18 protein-coding genes and 1 pseudogene are annotated in these 19,887 nt (G+C 74.2%); 12 read left to right on the top strand and 7 right to left on the bottom strand.

Annotation, left to right across the window (positions count from 1 at the left end; translation table 11 throughout):
* Positions 1-38: 38 nt before the first annotated feature.
* From ABT092_RS04530 to ABT092_RS04515, 4 genes are read right to left on the bottom strand one after another with little or no spacing between them, the layout of a single operon-like run.
* Entirely contained in the window at positions 39-1,238 is a 1,200-nt protein-coding gene (locus ABT092_RS04530; protein WP_351239704.1) for an ABC transporter permease, read from the bottom strand.
* Positions 1,235-1,930: an ABC transporter ATP-binding protein gene (locus ABT092_RS04525; RefSeq protein WP_351239702.1), complete on the bottom strand. Its 696-nt coding sequence runs from the start codon at positions 1,928-1,930 to the stop codon at positions 1,235-1,237. The genes ABT092_RS04530 and ABT092_RS04525 overlap by 4 nt, the downstream gene beginning before the upstream one ends.
* Positions 1,927-3,006 carry a peptidoglycan-binding protein gene (locus ABT092_RS04520; protein WP_351239700.1) on the bottom strand — a complete coding sequence of 360 codons (1,080 nt, stop codon included), beginning with the start codon at positions 3,004-3,006 and terminating at the stop codon, positions 1,927-1,929. Before ABT092_RS04520 ends, ABT092_RS04525 begins: the two co-directional genes overlap by 4 nt.
* A complete protein-coding gene (locus ABT092_RS04515) occupies positions 3,003-3,635 on the bottom strand; it encodes a hypothetical protein (protein ID WP_351239975.1) in 633 nt (210 codons plus the stop codon). Before ABT092_RS04515 ends, ABT092_RS04520 begins: the two co-directional genes overlap by 4 nt.
* 143 nt (positions 3,636-3,778) lie before the next feature.
* Between ABT092_RS04515 and ABT092_RS04510 the strand changes: the two genes are divergently transcribed.
* The 9 genes from ABT092_RS04510 (at position 3,779) to ABT092_RS04470 (ending at position 13,773) form a co-directional block, all read left to right on the top strand.
* Positions 3,779-4,474, top strand: coding sequence for a response regulator (locus tag ABT092_RS04510; RefSeq protein ID WP_351239698.1), 696 nt, complete (start codon positions 3,779-3,781; stop codon positions 4,472-4,474).
* Positions 4,471-5,949, top strand: a complete 1,479-nt coding sequence (locus ABT092_RS04505) for an ATP-binding protein (RefSeq protein WP_351239696.1) — start codon at positions 4,471-4,473, stop codon at positions 5,947-5,949. The genes ABT092_RS04510 and ABT092_RS04505 overlap by 4 nt, the downstream gene beginning before the upstream one ends.
* Positions 5,950-5,981: 32 nt before the next feature.
* Positions 5,982-6,455: a hypothetical protein gene (locus ABT092_RS04500; protein WP_351239694.1), complete on the top strand. Its 474-nt coding sequence runs from the start codon at positions 5,982-5,984 to the stop codon at positions 6,453-6,455.
* 302 nt (positions 6,456-6,757) lie between these two features.
* Positions 6,758-6,883, top strand: coding sequence for a hypothetical protein (locus ABT092_RS04495; protein WP_351239692.1), 126 nt, complete (start codon positions 6,758-6,760; stop codon positions 6,881-6,883).
* A 76-nt stretch (positions 6,884-6,959) separates the two neighbouring features.
* On the top strand, positions 6,960-8,000 hold the full coding sequence (locus ABT092_RS04490) for a 3-isopropylmalate dehydrogenase (protein WP_351239690.1): 1,041 nt from the start codon (positions 6,960-6,962) through the stop codon (positions 7,998-8,000).
* Positions 8,001-8,315: 315 nt separating this feature from the next.
* The gene (locus ABT092_RS04485) at positions 8,316-9,401 is read left to right on the top strand and encodes a branched-chain amino acid aminotransferase (protein WP_351239688.1); all 1,086 of its coding nucleotides are present in this window, start codon (positions 8,316-8,318) and stop codon (positions 9,399-9,401) included.
* Positions 9,402-9,572: 171 nt separating this feature from the next.
* The gene (locus ABT092_RS04480; protein ID WP_351239686.1) at positions 9,573-10,400 is read left to right on the top strand and encodes a hypothetical protein; all 828 of its coding nucleotides are present in this window, start codon (positions 9,573-9,575) and stop codon (positions 10,398-10,400) included.
* A gap of 341 nt (positions 10,401-10,741) precedes the next feature.
* Complete coding sequence (gene cimA, locus ABT092_RS04475) at positions 10,742-12,343, top strand: citramalate synthase (protein ID WP_351239684.1); 1,602 nt, start codon at positions 10,742-10,744, stop codon at positions 12,341-12,343.
* 47 nt (positions 12,344-12,390) lie between these two features.
* Entirely contained in the window at positions 12,391-13,773 is a 1,383-nt protein-coding gene (locus tag ABT092_RS04470; protein ID WP_351239682.1) for a hypothetical protein, read from the top strand.
* A 126-nt stretch (positions 13,774-13,899) separates the two neighbouring features.
* Here the strand turns inward: ABT092_RS04470 and ABT092_RS04465 are convergent, their stop codons facing one another.
* Positions 13,900-14,502, bottom strand: coding sequence for a YceI family protein (locus ABT092_RS04465; RefSeq protein WP_351239680.1), 603 nt, complete (start codon positions 14,500-14,502; stop codon positions 13,900-13,902).
* A gap of 198 nt (positions 14,503-14,700) precedes the next feature.
* Here ABT092_RS04465 and ABT092_RS04460 point away from each other — a divergent pair, with 198 nt between their 5' ends.
* From ABT092_RS04460 to ABT092_RS04450, 3 genes are all read left to right on the top strand, one after another.
* Entirely contained in the window at positions 14,701-17,061 is a 2,361-nt protein-coding gene (locus tag ABT092_RS04460) for a polysaccharide lyase 8 family protein (protein WP_351239678.1), read from the top strand.
* Positions 17,062-17,202: 141 nt separating this feature from the next.
* Positions 17,203-18,822: an acyl-CoA carboxylase subunit beta gene (locus ABT092_RS04455; protein ID WP_351239676.1), complete on the top strand. Its 1,620-nt coding sequence runs from the start codon at positions 17,203-17,205 to the stop codon at positions 18,820-18,822.
* A 46-nt stretch (positions 18,823-18,868) separates the two neighbouring features.
* Positions 18,869-19,081, top strand: a complete 213-nt coding sequence (locus ABT092_RS04450; protein WP_351239674.1) for an acyl-CoA carboxylase epsilon subunit — start codon at positions 18,869-18,871, stop codon at positions 19,079-19,081.
* A gap of 73 nt (positions 19,082-19,154) precedes the next feature.
* Here ABT092_RS04450 and ABT092_RS04445 read toward each other — a convergent pair whose 3' ends face one another.
* Positions 19,155-19,682 (bottom strand): DinB family protein, encoded by a 528-nt coding sequence (locus ABT092_RS04445; protein ID WP_351239672.1) that lies wholly within the window; start codon positions 19,680-19,682, stop codon positions 19,155-19,157.
* 110 nt (positions 19,683-19,792) lie between these two features.
* Positions 19,793-19,887: pseudogene (locus ABT092_RS04440) on the bottom strand (ATP-binding protein); the annotation flags it as partial.

Raw genomic sequence — 19,887 nt, 5'->3', positions numbered from 1 at the left:
TCGCGGGCGCCCCCCTGCGGCGCCCGCGACCCACCGCCTCAGACCGCGTTCAGCGCCAGCGCGGGATGGAGCCGGGCGGCCCGGACGGCCGGGTACAGGCCCGCGACCACCCCGATCAGCAGCGTGGCGACCAGCCCACCGGCCAGCGACCAGGGCGGAACCACCGCCGACCACCCCTGCGCCCGTGCGAAGCCGTACGTGGTCACCGCCCCGAGCAGGGCGCCCGCCACCCCACCGCACGCCGACAACAACAGCGCCTCGGTGACGAACTGGAGCCGGATCGCGCCGCGGGTGGCGCCCAACGCGCGGCGCAGCCCGATCTCCTGACGGCGCTCCAGCACCGAGATGACCATGGTGTTGGCCACGCCCACCCCGCCGACCAGCAGCGCCACCGCCCCCAGGGCGAGCATCAGGGCCGTCAGCCCCTCGTCGGCGGCGGCCTTGGCGGCCAGCGCGTCCGAGGGACGGGACACCTTGACGGCCGCCGGGTCCCCGGGGCTGACGGTGCGGGCCAGGACCGCCCGCACCTCCGCCACCGAGGCGTCGGTGGAGCGCTCGAAGACGGTGGTGGGATGACCGTCGAAGCCGAAGTGGCGTTCGGCGGCGGGGAACCCGACCAGGGCCACCCGGTCCACGGTGGGCACCAGCTCGACCGGCCGCAGGATGCCGACGACGACCACCCGCACCTCGTTCATCATGATCGTCTCGCCCGGGCGGACCACCCCCAGGCGCTCCGCCGCCACGGACCCGAGGACCGTGGTGGGCAGCCGTTCACGGGCCCGGTCCAACCACACGCCCCGCTCGACCTCGGCCCCCAGCGCCGCCAACAGATCGGTGCGGGCCGCCTGGGCGGTGACACCGGCGGTGCGCTCCACCGGCACCAGATCGCTGCGTCGGATGCGGGCGTCGACCTCGGCGGTGGCCGTGGCGTGCAGCACCGGCCCGATCCGTTCGACCATGGCGACCGCGTTCCTGGGCAGGACGGCGGGCGAACCGTGCGCGTCCTCGCCGGCCTCGGCGGTCAGCAGATTGGTGCCGAGCCGGTCCAGCCTGGCCATCAGGTCGGCACGGCTCGACTCGGACAGTCCGACCACGGTGACCATGGTCGCGATGCCGAGGGCGATGCCCAGGGCCGAGAGCACCACCCGGGCCCGGCGCGCCCGCAGCCCGACCGCGCCCGTGCGCAGCACGTCCCCCGGGGAGAGCCGGGCGGGCCTGAGGGGATCGGCGGTCCTCACGGGCGGCCCTCCCGCGGTCGGGCGGCGTCCGCGACGACCAGGCCGTCCCGCATCCGCACCCGGCGGGGCAGCGCGTCCGCGATCCCGTGGTCATGGGTGATCACGCAGACGGTGGTGCCGGCCGCGTTCAGCTCGTGCAGCAGCTCCATGACGACCGCACCGGACGCGGTGTCCAGGGCGCCGGTGGGCTCGTCCGCCAGCAGCAGCCGGGGCGCGCCCACCAGGGCGCGGGCGACGGCCACCCGCTGCTTCTCGCCGCCGGACAGCTCCTGCGGGGTGTGTCCGCGGCGGTGGTCCAGTCCCACCCGGGACAGCGCCTCCCGGGCCAGAGCGCGCCGCCGGCGGGGCGGTACGCCCGCGTACAGCAGACCGTCCGCGACGTTGTCGACCGCGTCCCGGCCGGCCGCCAGGTGGAAGTGCTGGAACACGAAGCCGACGTGCCGGGCGCGCAGAGCGCACAGCCCGGCGTCGGACAGGGCGGTCACCTCGTGCCCGGCGATCCGCACGCTGCCCGAGGTGGGCCGGTCGAGGGTGCCCATCAGCTGGAGCATCGTGGACTTGCCGGAGCCGGACGGGCCGACGACGGCGACCAGTTCGCCCTCCGCGAGGGTGAGGTCCACTCCGCGCAGGGCGTGCACACCGCCCGGGTACGCCTTGGTGGCGCCGCGCAGTTCGACCACGGGAGCCGTCACGAGGCGGCCACCCCCACCCGCAGGCCCTCGCGCAACCCGGGGCCGCTGACCTCGATCCGGCCGTCCGCGGTCATCCCGGTCTCCACCCGCACCAGTTCGGCGGTGGTGCCCCGGACGATCTGGAGGCCGTAGCCGCCGTCCTCGCCGCGCAGGGCGACGACCGCCTCCACGGGCACCGCCAGGACCCCCTTCCTCGCCTCGCTGACGAACCGCACGCTGGCCGTCGCACCGGTGTCCTGCGCGGCCACCGCCCGCTTCCCGTCGGCCAGGGCGATCTCGACGGTGATGCCGTCCCCGGACCCCGCTCCGTCCCCGGCGCCCGCCTCGTCCTGCGGGCGCACCGTCCGGACCACCTCGCCGGAGGCGGTCCTCCCGTCGGGCAGGACGACCTCGACCCGGGTGCCGTTCGCGGCCAGTGCCCCCTCGTCCTGCTCCAGTTCGGCCCGGACGACCGGTTCGGTGGAGGCGACGGCGAGCACGGTGGTGTCCGGGCCCACCCGGTCGGCGAGGGCCGCCTCGGCGGAGACCACCCGGACGCGGTCCGGCTGGAACACGACGTGGCCCAGGCCCACCCGGCCGGTGGGCTCGCGGTTCAGGGACTTCTGCCAACGCTTCACGGCCGCCTCGGTGGCCCCGTCGTACCAGACGTCGACGTGCACTCCCGCGCCGTGCCCCAGGTCGCGCAGGTTGCGCTCCAACTGGAGCACGTCGCTGCCGCGGTCGCCGACCTTCATCTCCCGGTACATCGGGACCGGCCCGTACAGCAGGGTGACCGGCTTGTCGTCCAGTTCGTACAGCGCCTCCCCCCGGCCCGGGGTGCTCCCCTCACGGGCGGCCACCGTGACGGTGCCCTCGACGGCGGCGCGGACGGGGCGCCGTCGGGCGAAGTCGAGCGTCCCGTCCACCGTGGTGGACCTGACCAGGTCGGTGCGGACCACGGTCGCGGTGGCCGGCGGCAGGTCGGCGCCCCGTTCGGGGCCCCGCCCCCCGTCCTCCGCGCCGAGCAGCAGCACCCCCGTGGTGGCGGTCGCCGCGACGCAGACGGCGAGGAGCACGAGGCGGGTGCGGCGCCTCACTGCATGCCGTCCAGACCTTCGAGCAGCTTCGACGCGCACGCCTCGTCGGCCTGCCGGTACGCCGGCGAGTCCGAATCGAGCACGGGGGAGGCCGGGTTGGGGTCGCCGCCGGGGATCGCGTTGCCGTCGCTCATGACCGGGTTGGTGAACCGGGAGACGCCGTTGTCGCGCATGCACTGGGCGTGGGCGAGCATCGACTCGTACGCCTTCTGCTGGTCGATCTTCGGTTGGGCGTTCAGGGCCGCCCGGAGCTCGTCCACGCACGCTCCGTTCTTGCCGCCCTTGATGCCCTCGTTGCGCCCGGGCTGGGAACCGATCTCGTCGATCCGGTCCCAGTCGAGGTGGCCGCTGAGCCTGGGGTCGGGGAAGTCGGGGTAGCCGCCCTCGGCGCGCATGCACCGCACGTACGCCACCTGCGCGTCGTAGAAGGCGCTCTTGCCCTCGGGGCGGGGGCTGCCGCTCGCCCGGTCCGGGCCGGACTTCGAGGCCGAGGGGGCAGCCGGGAGCGAGGGGATGTCGTCGGTGGCGCTCTCGCGGGTCCCGGCGCCGCAGGCCACCGGGAGGGCGAGCAGCGGAACCGCGACCAGCGCGGCCAGAGGCAGTCGGACGCGACGGGGAGGGAAGGCCATGGGGATCATGCGCCCCACCCTCGGCACCGCACGTCATGACCGGTCCATGGCCACATGATGAGAACGTAACAATGCCTCCGACCTGCACTTCCCCTGTCGGGAGGGGTCGTGGACCGGCGGCTGCGGTGCCCATAATCGACCGCATGCCGCAGGTGCTGCTCATCGAGGACGACGCGTCCGTACGGGACGGAATGGAGCTCGTGCTGCGCCGGCACGGGTACGCCATCGACACGGCGGCGACGGGGGAGGAGGCCCTCGCCCTGCTCGACGGCCCCGGCGGGCACGAGGTCGACCTCGCGGTCCTGGACCTGATGCTGCCGGGGATGGACGGCTTCGAGGTGTGCCGCCGCATCCGCGCCCGCAGCGCCGTGCTCCCGATCATCATGCTGACCGCCCGCGGCGACGACCAGGACGTGGTGGCCGGGCTGGAGGCGGGCGCCGACGACTACGTGACCAAACCGGTCACGGCGCCCGTGCTGGAGGCCCGCATCCGGGCGGTGCTGCGGCGCGCCGAGCCGTCCGGGACGGACCGGGCCGCCGGGCCGGACTTCGCCGGGCTGGTCATCGACCGGGTGGGGCTGACCGTCACCAAGCGCGGCACGGCCATCGCGCTGCCGCCCACCGAACTGCGGTTGCTGCTGGAGCTGTCGGCCTCGCCCGGCCGGGTCTTCAGCCGGGAGCAACTCCTCGCCTCCGTCTGGGACCACACCTTCCTGGGGGACTCCCGGCTGGTGGACGCGGCGGTGGGGCGGCTGCGGGCCAAGGTGGAGGACGTGGCAGCCCGGCCCCGGTACGTGCAGACGGTGCGCGGCTTCGGCTACCGCTTCGGGCCGCTGTGAGACGGGCCGCCCGCGGGCTGCTCGGCGGACTGCGGACCCGGCTCGTCGTCACCTTCGTGGCGGTCGCCCTGGTCAGCGCGGTCACCGCGACCGCCCTCGCCTACCGGGACGCCCGCACCGCCGTTCTCGAACGCACCCAGGACACCGCGGTGGACGACCTCCGCGCCCAGGTCGCCCGGGTCGCCGCCGACTTCGACCTGCCGGCCGACCAGCGGGCGCTGACCGGGTTCGCGGATCGGGTCTCGGAGGGCCTCGGCAGGCGGATCGTGGTCGCCCGCTACCGGGACCTGAGCGGGATCTCCGACCGCTACGCCGAACCGGAGCCCCGGATCACCCCCGCACTGCGGGCTGCGGTCGGCGCCGGTGGCGGGGCCCGGTTCCAACGGGTGGCGGTGGGGGACCTGCCGTACCTGGTGGTGGGCATGCCCGTCACCTACGCGGAGGACGGCCGGTCCTCGGGGCTGGAGGTCTTCGCGATCACCGATCTGCGGGCCGAGGAGGAGGACACCGCCGCCCTGCTGGACTCCGTCCGGTCGGGGATCGTGCCGGTGGTGGGCCTGGCCGTGGTGCTGGCGCTGCTGGCGGCCGGGACGGTGCTGCGTCCGGTGCGCACCCTGGGCCGGGCCACCCGCCGGCTGGCCGCCGGCGACCTGGGCAGCCGGGCGGCCGTCACCGGCCACGACGAACTGGCCCGGCTGGCCCGGACGTTCAACGAGACGGCGGACGCGCTCCAGGCGTCCGACGCGGAGTTGCGCGAGCAGGAGGCCAAGGCGCGCCGCTTCGTCGCGGACGTGTCGCACGAACTGCGCACGCCGCTGGCCGCGATGACGATGGTGGCGACCGTCTTGGAGGAGGACGCCGACCAGTTGCCGCCGGACGCGGCCCGGGCGGCCCGTACCGTCGGCGCGGAGACGGCCCGGTTGGCCCGGCTGGTCGAGGACCTGATGGAGATCTCCCGCTTCGACGCCGGGGCGGTGCGGCTGCACGCGGTGGAGACGGACCTCGCCGACACGGTGCGGGCGTCGCTCGCGGCGCGGGGGTGGACGGAGCGGGTGGGCACCCGGCTGCCGGAGGGGGTGCGGGCGGTGGTCGACCGGCGTCGCGTGGACGTGATCGTGGCGAACCTGGTGGGCAACGCCCTGCACCACGGCGCGCCGCCGGTCACCGTGACGCTCCGGACGGAGCGGGCGGACGGAGGGGAGTGGGTGGTGGTGGAGGTCGCCGACCACGGTCCCGGGCTGCCGCCGCAGGCGCGGGAGCGGGTCTTCGACCGCTTCTACAAGGCGGACGCGGCGCGCACCCGCGGGGCGGTCGCCGACCACGGACCGGGCAGCGGCCTGGGGACCGCGATCGCGTGGGAGAACGCCCGGCTGCACGGCGGCACCATCGAGGTGGCCGAGGCCGGCCCGGCGGCCCGGGGCGCGGTGTTCGTCCTGCGACTGCCGCTGCGGCGCACCGAGGAGGCGGGGGAGTGAGCGGAGCGCGGACGGGCCAGAGGACGCCGGCCGTGGCGGTCGCCGTGGCGGCGCTGTTCGGCGCGGCCCTGACGGGGTGCGGGGTGCAGCCGACCGGGGTGGTCGAGGCGGGGGAGCCGGCCACCGGACTGACCCGGGGGATGCGGCTGTACTTCGCCTCCGAGACCGGGTTGCGGGCGGTGCCCCTGCTCGGGCGGAAGGTCGAGGACCTCGCGGAGGTGGTGAAGCTGCTCGCCCAGGGGCCGCCGCCCGGGTACGACGAGGCCCTCACCACGCTGGTGCACGTCTCGGGAACCTACGAGATGACCGGGCGGGGCACGCGCGTCACCATGCGGCTGGACGGCCCCCATGTGGACGCCGGCACCGGGCAGCTGGTGTGCACCCTGGCGCGTGCCCAGGCCGTGCTCGAACCGGGGGTCAGGGCCGACGAGGTGGAGGTCACCATCGAGCCGGACGACCGGGGTCCGTCGGGTCCCCACCGGTGTGCGGACTTCCTCGACCGCTGAGCCCGTCCCGGGGCCGGCCCGGGGCGTGTGTCGCGGCGCACACCCATGGTGACCTGCGGCGACGCGCGCCCCGTCTCAGATAGTAGGAAGTCCGACTACTTGTGGAGACAGATGCCTCCGACTCCCTTAGCTTGGTAGGGAGCCGAGGATCCGTCCGACCGGGCGGTGCGGCGGCGGACCGGTGCCCCGTGCAGGTGACCCCTGCGGCCCGCGTTCCCGCGCCCTTCGGCGTTCCGTCGCCCCCGGCGACCGCGCACCTCCCCCTCCCTTCCGTACTTCCGGACGTCAAGGAGCACCCCGCCATGGCCGAGACGACCATCCGCCGAGTCCGTCACCGCCGTTCGAACGACGCCGAGCGCAAGAACGCCGCCGCCGCCCTCCAGCGCGCCCTCGACCGCCGCGACAACGGCGGCGCCACCGGGCACTGACGCCCCTCCCGCCACCCGTGCGTCCGCATGGTGGACGCCTGGTGTCACACCCTGGGACGGACGATAAGGTGCCGCCATGTCTGCCAGCATCAATCTCGCAGTGATCCCCGGTGACGGCATCGGCCAGGAGGTCGTGGCCCAGGGGCTCAAGGTCCTCAGCGCGGTCCTCCCCGAGGACGTGAAGCTGGAGACGAAGGAGTACGACCTCGGCGCCCAGCGCTGGCACCGCACCGGGGAGACCCTCCCCGACGCGGAGTTGGCGGCCCTCAAGGGGCACGACGCGATCCTCCTCGGAGCGATCGGCGACCCCTCGGTGCCGTCCGGCGTGCTGGAGCGCGGTCTCCTCCTCAAGCTCCGCTTCGCCTTCGACCACCACATCAACCTGCGGCCGTCCAAGCTGTTCCCGAACACGGCGACCCCGCTCGCCGGCCGCCCCGAGATCGACTTCGTGGTGGTCCGCGAGGGCACCGAGGGCCCCTACACCGGAAACGGCGGCTCGCTGCGCACCGGCACCCCGGCCGAGGTCGCCACCGAGGTCAGCGTGAACACCGCCTACGGCGTGGAGCGGGTCGTGCGGGACGCCTTCGAGCGCGCCAACGCCCGCCCCCGCAAGAAGCTGACCCTGGTCCACAAGAACAACGTCCTGGTGTACGCCGGGCACCTGTGGAAGAACACCTTCGACGCGGTCGCCGCCGAGTACCCGGACGTCACCACCGACTACCTGCACGTGGACGCGGCGACGATCTTCTTCGTCACCCAGCCCGAGCGCTTCGACGTGATCGTCACCGACAACCTCTTCGGCGACATCCTCACCGATCTGGCCGCCGCCGTGACCGGGGGCATCGGCCTGGCCGCCTCCGGCAACATCAACCCGACCGGTGCCTTCCCCTCGATGTTCGAGCCGGTGCACGGCTCCGCGCCCGACATCGCCGGCACCGGCAAGGCCGACCCGACCGCGACGATCCTGTCCGTCGCCCTGCTGCTGCGCCACCTCGGCTACGAGGCGCAGGCCGCCCGCATCGAGGAGGCCGTCTCCGCCGACCTGGCCGAGCGCGACGGCACCCCCCGCACCACCGACCAGATCGGCGACGCGCTCGCCGCACGCGTAGCCGGCTGACCCGGCGCGCCACACGTACCGGGGCCCGACCCCGGACCGGGGTCGCCCCGGACGAGAAGCCGCCGGAGCCCGAGGCATCCGGCGGCTTCTCGCATGCCGCCCGCGGTGCCACCATCGAATCCCCGGCCGCCCGCACGCCGCACGCCGGCGCCGCGCGATACTCGAAGCGAGGGCCGTGCATTCGTCGCGGACCCACCCTTACCCGGCGAAGCTCGGACGTCCTAGTATCGTCACGCGGCGGTCGTGCGGCGTACGCGCACCCCACGGGCGGACCGGAACACGGCCCCGAGAACCTACGGTGAAGGACAACCAGTCATGACGACGCCCAGAATCGAGCTGAAGCCCTCCGCGCACCCGCTGCCCGCGGACCAGCGGGAGGCGATCCTGCGCAACCCCGGCTTCGGCCGTCACTTCACCGACCACATGGTCACCGTCAAGTGGACCGAGGGCCGCGGTTGGCACGACGCCGAGTTGGTGCCGTACGCCCCGCTCTCCCTCGACCCGGCGAACATGACCCTGCACTACGCGCAGACCATCTTCGAGGGGCTCAAGGCGTACCGCCGCCCGGACGGCTCGGTGGCCACCTTCCGGCCGTCGGCCAACGCCGAACGGTTCCAGGCGTCCGCCCGGCGCCTCGCCATGCCGGAACTGCCCGCCGACCTCTTCGTCGCCGCCTGCGACGCGCTCGTCACCCAGGACGAGGGGTGGGTGCCCGCGCACGGTGAGGAATCCCTCTACCTGCGGCCCTTCATGTTCGCGACCGAGGTCGGACTCGGCGTGCGACCCGCCAACGAGTACCTGTTCCTCGTCATCGCCTCCCCGGCCGGCGCCTACTTCCCCGGTGGCGTCAAGCCCGTCTCCGTGTGGCTCTCCGAGGACTACGTCCGCGCGGTCAAGGGCGGCACCGGCGCCGCCAAGACCGGCGGCAACTACGCGGCCTCGCTGGTGGCGCAGAAGGAGGCCGCCGCCGAGGGCTGCGACCAGGTGGTGTGGCTCGACGCGGTCGAGCACCGCTGGGTCGAGGAGATGGGCGGGATGAACCTGTACTTCGTGTACGGGGACCGGATCGTCACGCCCGAACTGACCGGCTCGCTGCTGCCCGGGATCACCCGCGACTCCCTGCTCACCCTCGCCCGCGACCTCGGGTACACCGCGGAGGAGGGCCGGATCTCGACCGAGGACTGGCGTCGTGACGCCGCCAGCGGCGCCCTGACCGAGGTGTTCGCCTGCGGTACCGCCGCGGTGATCACCCCGGTGGGCACCGTCAAGTCCCGCTCCGGCCAGTGGACCCAGGCGGACGGGGAGCCCGGTCCGGTCACCATGCGACTGCGCGAGGCGCTGCTCGCCGTCCAGTCCGGAGCGGCCGAGGACCCCCACGGCTGGATGCACCGACTCGGCTGAGGAACCCGGCCGGGGAGCGCCGCGAACGGGCTCCCCGGCTCCGCCCCTCCCACGAGGGGGGGCGAGGGGGCGTCCGGCCGGGACCGGGCGCACCCGAACGTCGTCCGCGCCCCACCCGGACCGACGGCGAGCGGGCGACGGTCGCCCCGGGAACGCTGGGGGGTGTGAGTGGTGACGACGACGGAACCCGACGCGGGCGGCCCCGGCGGATCGACGGACCGGCCCCCCTACGACCGGTCCGTGCCGCGCTCCGCGCGCGCCACGCGGTGGGAGGGCGCCGGGTTGGTCCTGGCGGCCCTCTTCGCCGCCGCGGTCAGCGCGGCGGTGTTCACCGTCTGGCTCCCGCACGGCAGCGAGCGGTACCGGGAGTTCGCAGCCGCCGAGCCGTGCCCGGTCCGCGCCGCGGAGGACGGTCCGCTGGACTGCGTGCGCACGCTGACCTTCACGGTCCGGAGCACCGAGGTCGACAAGGTCGGCAGGAACGACGACCACCGGGTGACCCTGCACCGTCCGCCCTCCTGGACCGAGGTCGTCTCGCTCGGCCTCCCCCGACCCCCGATGGAGCGGCTCCGGCCCGGGCACCGGGTGACCGCCACCGTCTGGCGCGGCGACATCACCTCCATCAGCTGGGCCGGCGAGCGGCAGCGCACCTCCGAGGAGCCGTTCGACGAGCCCCAGGCGCTCGCCGCGATCGGGACCTTCGCGGGTCTCCTCGCGGCGCTCTGGCTCGGCTTCGGCGCGGTACGCCTGCTCACCCCGCGCCGAGTCGAACCGTTCGTGTGGCGCGGGTACGGCATGCCGCTCTTCTACACCATGCTGATCGTCTCCGTCCTCGCGGGAGCGCTGGCCCTCGTGCTGGAGTGGCCCTGGTGGCTGGTGCCCGCGCTCGTCGTCCCCTTCGTGACCTACACGGCCCGGGAGTTCTACCGGTACCGACGGAAGGCCCCCCTGCTGCCGGGAGCCCCGCCCGGACCTCCCCCCGCGCCTCCGCGGGGCTGACGGCGCCGCCCGCGCCCGCGGCGCCGGGAGCGCAGGGCGACCACCGTCGTCCAGTGGGTGAGACCGTGCCGCGTCCGGGACGGAACTGTGGCAAACTCCGTGCGTGCTCTCGTTCGCCATGATTATCGGCAACAGGCGCGCCGGTCCGCAGGACCGCTGACTCGACACCACCCGGGGATCAGCGGCCCAGTGCCCCAGACCCGCGCGCAGACCTCTCGCACCCGCGAGGGGTTTTTTCGTTTCCTGGACCCCACCACCATCCGGAGGCGAGGGCGCGCGAGGATGGGGGCAAGTGGAGCCAGTCATTCCGGAGCCACGCACCCGACAGGAGTCACCCCGCCATGAGCAGTCAGGCCACCGACGACAGTTTCCACGTCTTCGACACCACGTTGCGCGACGGGGCGCAGCGCGAGGGGATCAACCTCACGATTTCCGACAAGTTGGCCATCGCCCGCCACTTGGACGACTTCGGCGTGGGATTCATCGAGGGCGGCTGGCCGGGGGCCAACCCCCGGGACACCGAGTTCTTCGACCGTGCCGCCAAGGAGATCGACTTCCGGCACGCCCAGTTGGTCGCCTTCGGCTCCACCCGTCGCGCGAACGGCAAGGCGTCCGAGGACCCGCAGGTCCGGGCCCTGTTGGAATCGGGCGCTCCGGTGATCACCCTGGTCGCCAAGTCCCACGACCGCCACGTCGAACTGGCGCTGCGCACCACGCTGGAGGAGAACCTGGAGATGATCCGGGACACCATCTCCTTCCTGCGGGGAGAAGGGCGCCGGGTGTTCCTCGACGCCGAGCACTTCTTCGACGGCTACCGGGCCAACCCCCAGTACGCCAAGGAGGTCGTGCGCACCGCGAGCGCGGCCGGCGCCGACGTGGTGGTGCTCTGCGACACCAACGGCGGGATGCTCCCGGCCCAGGTCCAGGCCGTGGTCGCCACCGTCCTCGCCGACACCGGGGCCCGCCTCGGCGTCCACGCCCAGGACGACACGGGTTGCGCGGTCGCCAACACCCTGGCCGCGGTCGACGCGGGCGCCACCCACGTGCAGTGCACAGCCAACGGCTACGGCGAACGGGTCGGCAACGCCAACCTCTTCCCGGTGGTCGCGGCCCTGGAGCTGAAGTACGGCCGCCGGGTGCTGCCCGAGGGCCGGCTGCGGGAGATGACCCGGGTGTCCCACGCCATCGCCGAGGTCGTCAACCTGACGCCGTCCACGCACCAGCCGTACGTGGGGGTCTCCGCGTTCGCGCACAAGGCCGGGCTCCACGCCTCCGCGATCAAGGTGGATCCGGACCTGTACCAGCACATCGACCCCGAACTGGTCGGCAACCGCATCCGGATGCTGGTCTCCGACATGGCGGGCCGGGCCTCCATCGAGCTCAAGGGCAAGGAGCTGGGGGTCGACCTGGGCGGCGACCGCGAGTTGATCGGCCGGGTCGTGGACCGGGTCAAGGAACGCGAGTTGCGGGGCTACACCTACGAGGCGGCCGACGCCTCCTTCGAGCTGCTGCTGCGCGAGGAGGCCGAGGGCCGCGCCCGCCGTTACTTCCGCACCGAGTCCTGGCGGGCGATCACCGAGGACCGACCGGACGGCAGCCACGCCAACGAGGCCACCGTGAAGCTGTGGGCCAAGGGGGAGCGCATCGTCTCCACCGCCGAGGGCAACGGTCCGGTGAACGCCCTGGACCGGGCGCTGCGCCTGGCGCTGGAGCGGATCCACCCCGAGCTGGGCTCCTTCGAACTGGTCGACTACAAGGTGCGCATCCTGGAGGGCCGCCACGGCACCCACTCGACGACCCGGGTGCTCATCTCCACCAGCGACGGTGCGCAGGAGTGGTCCACGGTCGGGGTCGCCGACAACGTGATCGCCGCCTCCTGGCAGGCCCTGGAGGACGCGTACACCTTCGGGCTGCGGCGCGCCGGGGTGGAGCCCACGGAGTAGCCGGCGCGGCCGGGCCGGCCGCGCCGGATGGGGGTAGCGTCGAAGGCATGAACGCCGTACGGCCCTCCTGGCCCCGGGCGCTCCTGGGCCCGGGGCTCGCCCTGGCCGCCGCGGTCCTGCTGGTGGGGGCCCCGGCGGCGCCGGCCGTCCCCGCCGCCCCTCCGGCCGCGGTCGCCGCGGTCACCGAGGTGACGACGATCGCCGCCGCCCTGCGGGAGCACCCCGTCTACGTCGACCCGGCGGCGTCCGGCCAGCTCTCCCGTGCGGACGCGGACGCCCTCGCGCGGAAGGTCGAGGCGGCGGACAAGCCGCTGTTCGTCGTGGTGCTCCCGGCGGACCACCCGACCCGGAACCTCTTCACCGACCTGCGGACGGCGACCGGGATCGCCGGGGTGTACGCGGTCCGGCTGGGGGACCGGTTCGACGCCCGGGCCGACAGCACGGTGATGCCGCCGGCGACGGTGGGCAACCTGGTCCGCAGCGTGGAGGGCGACGCCGGGGCCGCGGTCCAGCTGAACGACTTCGCCGACCGGGCGCTGCCCGTCGCCCGCGGCTCGGCCCCCGCCGGCTGGGGCGGAGCCGCGCAGGACGGCGGGGACCTGGTGGCCCCGCTCGTGCTGGCCGGGGCGCTGGTGGTGGTGGGCGGCGCGGGCGCGTACGCGCTGTCCCGGCGGCGCCGGCACCGGACCGCCGCGCGGGTGGAGCGGCAGCGGGCCGCCCTGGACGAGCTGCGGGTGGTGGTGGACGAGGACATCACCGCCTTCGGCGAGGAACTCGACCGGCTGGACTTCCACCCCGGCGAGGCGGGTGCGACCGAGGCGATGCGCACCGACTACGCGCACGCACTGGACGCCTACGAACGGGCGAAGTCGCTGATGGCGGCGGCTCGGCGGCCCGAGGAGGTCCGTCCGGTGACCGAGGCGCTCGCGGACGGGCGCTTCTCGCTGGCCGTGCTGGACGCCCGCCGCACGGGTGCGCCGCTGCCCGAGCGGCGGCCCCCCTGCTTCTTCGATCCGCGGCACGGTCCGTCCGTCGAGGACGTGCCCTGGGCGCCCCCGGGGGGCGCCGAGCGGACGGTACCGGTGTGCGCGGCGGACGCCGCCCGGCTGCGGGACGGCGCCGAGCCCCTGGTGCGCGAGGTGGGGACCGAAGAAGGGCGGCGCCCCTACTACGCGGCCGGTCCCGCGTACGGGCCGTGGGCGGGCGGGTACTTCGGCGGCGCGCTGCTGCCCGGTCTGCTGGTGGGCACGCTGCTCGGCGGGATGATGGCCGCTCCCGCGTACGCCGCCGACTACGGCTCGGGGTACGGCGACTTCGGCGGGGACGCCGGCGGTGACGTCTCCGGTGCCGACCCGGGCGACTACGGGGGCGGTTTCGGCGACGGCGGTGGCTTCGGCGACGGCGGCGGGGACTTCGGCGGCGGGTTCTGAACCGGCCGGGCGCCCGGGAACGAACGAGCGCCCGCCCTCTCGCTCGGGGGCAAGCGGAAGGCGGGCGCGCTCGAAGGGCCCGGGGTGCGGGCCGGGGCACCCGTGCGGGGTGCCCGGGGTGGCGAATCAGTCGGCGCTGCGGATGGCGGAGACGTCGAAGTTCAGCTTGATCTTGTCGGAGACCAGCACGCCTCCGGTCTCCAGCGCGGCGTTCCAGGTCAGACCCCACTCGGAGCGCAGCAGCTCGGCCTTGCCCTCGAAACCGACGCGCTGGTTGCCGAACGGGTCGGTGGCGGCGCCGTTGAACTCCAGGGCGAGGGCGATGGGACGGGTGGTGCCCAGGATGCTGAGGTCACCGATCATCTGGAACTCCTCGCCGCCGACGTGCTCGGTGCGGGTGGAGCGGAAGGTCATGGTGGGGAACTCGTCGATGCGGAAGAAGTCGGCGCTGCGCAGGTGGCCGTCGCGGTCGGCGTTGCCGGTGTTGATGCTGGCCATCTGGATGTCGAGGACGGCGCGGGAGCGGGTGGGGTCGGCACCGTCCAGGTCCAGGGTGCCGGACACCTCGTCGAAGGCGCCCTTGACGTTGGTGACCATGGCGTGGCGGGCCACGAAGCCGATGGCGGTGTGGGCGGGGTCGAGGGCGTAGCTGCCGGTCAGCGAGGTGAAGTCGGGTGCGGCGGTGGCGAGGGCGGCGGCGGACTCGTTCTTGCGGCCGAAGAGGGCCATGGGGTGCTCCTGGGGGGTGTGGGTGGGACGGGGCCACCGGGGCGGCCTTTGGTTGAACCTTCAACGAAGAGGACTCTAGAGGTATTCCGTTCAAATTTCAACTGCAAGCACGGAGTGTGCACGCCCTCGCTCTCCGTCGACCACCCGGAACGGGTGAGGACCTGCACCCCGGGGCGCCGCCGCGGGTACCAGGGCTCCATGACCCCCACCCGGAGGACCCTGCTGCTCGCCACCGGCGCCGGCGCCGTCCCGCACCACCCGCGCACCCCCGCCGCCCCCGCCGCCGAGGACCCGTACCCCGCACTGCGCCGCCGCTGGCTCGACCTCGCCCTGGGCACCGGCTACGACCCGACCGCCGAGCCCTACGCCGCGCGGCTGCGCGCCACCGCCGAACGCGCGGCCACCTGGCACGCCACCATGGCCCCCGGCCCCACCGCACTCTGGCCCGACCAGCCCCTCACCCGCCCCGCCGGCATCACCCGCAGCGGCACCCGGCTGTGGACCATGGCCCGCGCCCACCTCCAACCCGGCACCGACCGCACCGGCGACCCCGCGCTGCGCGCCGCGGTGCTGCACGGCCTGGACCACCTCACCGCCACCGCCTACCGCCCCGGCGCCGAGCCCCACGGCAACTGGTGGGAGTGGCAGATCGGCACCCCCCGCCCGCTGCTGGACACCGCCCTCGCCCTGGACGCCCACCTCACCCCGGCCCTGCGCGCCACCCTCTGCGCCGCCGTCGACCACTTCCTGCCCGACCGCGCCCTGCACGCCTACACCGGCACCTCCACCGGAGCCAACCGCGTCGACCACTGCCGCGTGGTCGCCCTGCGCGGCGTCCTCGGCCACGCCGCCGACCGGCTGGCCCTCGCCCGCGACGCCCTCGCCCCCGTGTTCCGGTACGTCACCGAGGGGGACGGGCTGCACGCCGACGGATCCTTCCTCCAGCACACCTGGGTCCCGTACACCGGCACCTACGGACAGGTCCTGCTGGACGGAGCGGCCCGGCTGCTCCTGCTGCTCGACGGCTCGCCCTGGCAGGTGACCGACCCGGCCCGCCGGAACCTCGCCGACGGCGTGGAACGGGCCTTCGCCCCGCTGCTCCTGGACGGCCTGATGATGGACGTGGTCAACGGCCGGGCCATCAGCCGCGGACTGCTCCGCTCCGACGACGGCGTCCCGCGCGGCGACCACTACCACGGCCACGCCGTCATCGCCGCGATCGCCCTGCTCGCCGAGACCGTCGGCGCGCCCGCCGGCGGCGTCACCCCCGCCCGGCGCGACCGGTGGCACGCCCGGATCAAGGGCTGGGCCGCCCGCGACACGGTCACCCCGCTGCTCGCCTCCCCCCAGTTCGACACCGCCGACCTGGCCCGGCTGCACGCGGTGGCCGCCCGCCCGCTGCCCGCGGCCCCCGAACCGAGGGGCCACACCCTCTTCCCCGCCATGGACCGTGCGGTGCACCGCACCGACGCCTTCACCGCCGCCCTCGCCACCGCCTCGCACCGCACCTCCCACTACGAGTGCGGAGCCGGCGAGAACCCCCGCGGCTGGCACACCGCCGCCGGGATGCTCCAGTGGTGGCCGCGCGGCCGCCGTGCCGACCAGTACACCGACTGGTACTGGCCCACCGTCGACTGGTACCGGCTGCCCGGGACCACCGTGTCCACCCGGCGGCTGCCCGACCGCGCCGGCGGCGAGTGGGGCGCCCCGCGCCCGCCGGGGCGCTGGGTCGGCGGCACCACCGACGGCACCCACGCGGTCGTGGGCCAGGACCTCCACGGACTCTGCTCCTCGCTCCGCGCCCGCACGGCCTGGTTCTTCCTCGACGACGCCGTGGTGTGCCTGGGCGCCGGGATCACCGCCCGCGACGGCGTCCCGGTGGAGACGGTCGTCGACAACCGCAACCTCGGCCCGCGGGGCACCGCCCGGCTGCGCACCGGCCCCGGACCCCGCCCCCGCTGGGCCCACCTCGACGGGCACGGCGGCTGGGTGCTGCTCGACGGCCCGCCCCTGCGCACCCGGCGCACGGAGCGCACCGGGGCCTGGGCGGACATCAACGACGGCGGCTCGCCCGAGCGCCGCACCCGCCACTGGCAGACCCTCTGGCTCGACCACGGCATCGACCCCACCGACGGGCGCTACGCCTACCTGCTGCTGCCCGGCGCCCCGCTCGCCGCCGTCGCCGCCCGGGCGGCCGACCCCGGCTGGCTGTCCGTCCTCGCCAACCGCCCCGACCGGCAGGCGGTCGCGGTGCCCCCGCTCGGGGTGCTGGCCGCCGCCTTCCACCGGGCGGGCGCGGTCGGCCCGCTCGCGCTGACCGCGCCCGCCGCCGTCCTGGTGCGCCGGCGCGGGCGCACCCTCACCTTCTGCGTGGCGGAGCCCTTGCGCACGGGGCGCCCCCTGGACCTCCGCTGGGACCGGCCGGTGCACCGGGTGCTGGCCCGCGATCCGGGGGTGGAGGTCCGCGAGACCGGGCGCGGGCTACGGTTGCGGGTGGCGCCCGGGACCGCCTGCGCCACCCTGCGCTGCACGGTGCAGTCCGAGGACGTCTTTGTGTGAACCCCACAACCCCCCACCCCGCTCGACAGGAGGGTCATGACGGGATTGCGCTGCTTCTGTTCGGGGGTACCAGGAAAACGGGCCGGAGACTGTACGGAGTCGACGGCCCGATTTCCGGGGTGGACTTCGTAAGGTCGCTACATGACCGTTTTGGACGAGACTGGTTCCCCCGGCTCTTCGGACGCCTCGGGACTCACGGGGGACGAGCCCACTGACGCGCGCGGCCGGGTGGCCGAGCTCCACGCCATCCGGGAACAGGCCCTGCGGGGGCCCGGCGACCGGGCGACCGAGGCGCAGCACGCCAAGGGGAAGCTGACGTCCCGCGAGCGCATCGAGCTCCTGCTCGACGCCGGCTCCTTCCAAGAGGTCGAGCAACTGCGCCGGCACCGCGCCTCCGGCTTCGGCCTGGAGGAGAAGCGGCCCTACACCGACGGCGTGGTCACCGGCTGGGGCACCGTCGAGGGGCGGACCGTCTTCGTCTACGCACACGACTTCCGGATCTTCGGCGGCGCGCTGGGCGAGGCCCACGCCACGAAGATCCACAAGATCATGGACATGGCCATCGCGGCCGGGGCGCCCCTGGTGTCCTTGAACGACGGCGCCGGCGCCCGCATCCAGGAGGGCGTCTCGGCGCTGGCCGGATACGGCGGGATCTTCCAGCGCAACACCCGGGCGTCCGGCGTCATCCCGCAGATCAGCGTGATGCTCGGCCCGTGCGCGGGCGGCGCCGCCTACTCCCCGGCGCTCACCGACTTCGTGTTCATGGTCCGCGAGACCTCGCAGATGTTCATCACCGGCCCGGACGTCGTCAAGGCGGTCACCGGCGAGGAGATCACCCAGAACGGGCTCGGCGGCGCCGACGTCCACGCGGAGACCTCCGGCGTCGCCCACTTCGCGTACGACGACGAGGAGACCTGCATCGCGGAGGTGCGGTACCTGCTCTCCCTGCTGCCGCAGAACAACCGCGAGAACCCGCCGCGGACCGTGGCCGAGGACCCGGTCGAACGCCGCTCCGAGGTGCTGCTCGACCTGGTGCCCGCCGACGGCAACCGCCCCTACGACATGGCCAAGGTCATCGAGGAGCTGGTGGACGACGGCGACTACCTGGAGGTCCACGAGCGCTGGGCGCGCAACATCATCTGCGCGCTGGGCCGACTGGACGGCCAGGTCGTCGGGATAGTGGCCAACCAGCCGCAGACCCTCGCCGGCGTCCTGGACATCGAGGCATCGGAAAAAGCTGCGCGTTTCGTGCAGATGTGTGACGCTTTCAATATCCCGATCGTGACCCTGCTGGATGTTCCGGGCTTCCTCCCCGGGGTCGACCAGGAACACGGCGGAATCATCCGGCACGGCGCCAAGCTGCTGTACGCGTACTGCAACGCCACCGTGCCGAGGATCTCGCTGATCCTGCGCAAGGCGTACGGAGGTGCGTACATCGTCATGGACTCGCAGTCCATCGGTGCGGACCTCACCTTCGCCTGGCCCACGAACGAGATCGCGGTCATGGGCGCCGAAGGGGCCGCCAACGTCATCTTCCGCCGTCAGATCGCCGGTGCCGCCGACCCGGACGCCATGCGCACCCGCATGGTCAAGGAGTACAAGTCCGAGCTGATGCACCCGTACTACGCGGCCGAACGAGGGCTGGTCGACGACGTGATCGACCCCGTGGAGACCCGCGAGGTGCTGATCCGCTCGCTCGCGATGCTCCAGTCCAAGCACGCGGACCTGCCGTCCCGCAAGCACGGCAACCCCCCGCAGTAGCCCGCCGCGCCCCCTGCCCCCACCCTCAACTCCACGGAGTAGCACCATGACGACATCCGCCACCGCGACCGACCACGGTCTGCTGCGCGTCGAGAAGGGCCACGCCGAACCCGAGGAGGTGGCCGCCCTCACCGCGCTCCTGCTGGCGCGCGCCGCCGCCGGCGGCACCGAGCCCGCGCCCCGCGCGGTCGCCAAGCCCGGCTGGCGCCGACTGGAGCGTCAGTACGGCTTCCGGGCACCCCACAGCTGGCAGGTCTGACCCGCCGCGACACCGTAGGACGCGTCGGCCCGCACCGGTCCCCCCGGTGCGGGCCGATGCGCGTTCCCGGCCGTCAGGCGCCGGTGCGCCCGTCGATGCGCTCCCGCAGCAGGTCCGCGTGCCCGTTGTGGCGGGCGTACTCCTCGATGAGGTGGATCAGGATCCAGCGCAGCGAGACCTGGTCCGCGCCGAGGAGCGCAGCGGCCTCGGGGGCCAGCCGGCCCCGCTCGTCCAAGGAGGCCCGGGCGATCGTCATCCGGGAGGCGTCGACCTCGGCCCGCCAATCGGCCAGCACCTGATCGATGCGCCGCTCCGGCACCAGGCCGAAGCCGTCCGTGCCGGAGTCCGGGTACACCGGCTCCACCGTGCGCCCCGCGAACACCCGCTGGAACCAGGTGCGTTCGACCTCGGCCAGGTGCTGCACCAGTCCGAGCAGGGTCATGGCGGACGGCTCCACCGAGGCGCTACGGGCCTGTGCGTCCTCCAGGTCCTCGCACTTGAGCGCCAGGGTCTCGCGGTGCATCTCCAACCAGCTCTCCAGCATGGTCCGTTCGTCGGCCTGCGGCGGAGGGACGGTTCGTCCGTCGGGAAGGGTCGTCATGCCCCCACCCTGGCACGAGGCCGCTGCCGACACCCCGTCAGCACACGGAACGAGCCGCACCCGTACGGACCGGTGCGGCTCGTTCCACGCTGTCGAAGGGGCGGGCCCCGCTAGCGGAGTCGTGCCATGAGGGCGTGTTCGACGAGGGTGATGAGGGCGCTCTTGGCGTCGGCGCGGTGGCGTGCGTCGGTGGTGATGATGGGTG

Origin of the sequence: Streptomyces sp. NPDC002490, from assembly GCF_040296045.1 — a bacterium.
Classification (GTDB): Bacteria; Actinomycetota; Actinomycetes; order Streptomycetales; family Streptomycetaceae; genus Streptomyces.
Note: the sequence above shows the minus strand (reverse complement) of the source record. Positions and strands in the feature narration are given on the sequence as shown.

What these genes read in the sequence shown, in the direction of transcription:
- ABT092_RS04515 (WP_351239975.1), bottom strand. Translation starts at nt 3,635, where the DNA reads ATGGCCTTCCCTCCCCGTCGCGTCCGACTGCCTCTGGCCGCGCTGGTC.
- ABT092_RS04510 (WP_351239698.1), top strand. Translation starts at nt 3,779, where the DNA reads ATGCCGCAGGTGCTGCTCATCGAGGACGACGCGTCCGTACGGGACGGA.
- ABT092_RS04495 (WP_351239692.1), top strand. Translation starts at nt 6,758, where the DNA reads ATGGCCGAGACGACCATCCGCCGAGTCCGTCACCGCCGTTCGAACGAC.
- ABT092_RS04490 (WP_351239690.1), top strand. Translation starts at nt 6,960, where the DNA reads ATGTCTGCCAGCATCAATCTCGCAGTGATCCCCGGTGACGGCATCGGC.
- ABT092_RS04485 (WP_351239688.1), top strand. Translation starts at nt 8,316, where the DNA reads ATGACGACGCCCAGAATCGAGCTGAAGCCCTCCGCGCACCCGCTGCCC.
- cimA (WP_351239684.1), top strand. Translation starts at nt 10,742, where the DNA reads ATGAGCAGTCAGGCCACCGACGACAGTTTCCACGTCTTCGACACCACG.
- ABT092_RS04470 (WP_351239682.1), top strand. Translation starts at nt 12,391, where the DNA reads ATGAACGCCGTACGGCCCTCCTGGCCCCGGGCGCTCCTGGGCCCGGGG.
- ABT092_RS04465 (WP_351239680.1), bottom strand. Translation starts at nt 14,502, where the DNA reads ATGGCCCTCTTCGGCCGCAAGAACGAGTCCGCCGCCGCCCTCGCCACC.
- ABT092_RS04460 (WP_351239678.1), top strand. Translation starts at nt 14,701, where the DNA reads ATGACCCCCACCCGGAGGACCCTGCTGCTCGCCACCGGCGCCGGCGCC.
- ABT092_RS04455 (WP_351239676.1), top strand. Translation starts at nt 17,203, where the DNA reads ATGACCGTTTTGGACGAGACTGGTTCCCCCGGCTCTTCGGACGCCTCG.
- ABT092_RS04450 (WP_351239674.1), top strand. Translation starts at nt 18,869, where the DNA reads ATGACGACATCCGCCACCGCGACCGACCACGGTCTGCTGCGCGTCGAG.
- ABT092_RS04445 (WP_351239672.1), bottom strand. Translation starts at nt 19,682, where the DNA reads ATGACGACCCTTCCCGACGGACGAACCGTCCCTCCGCCGCAGGCCGAC.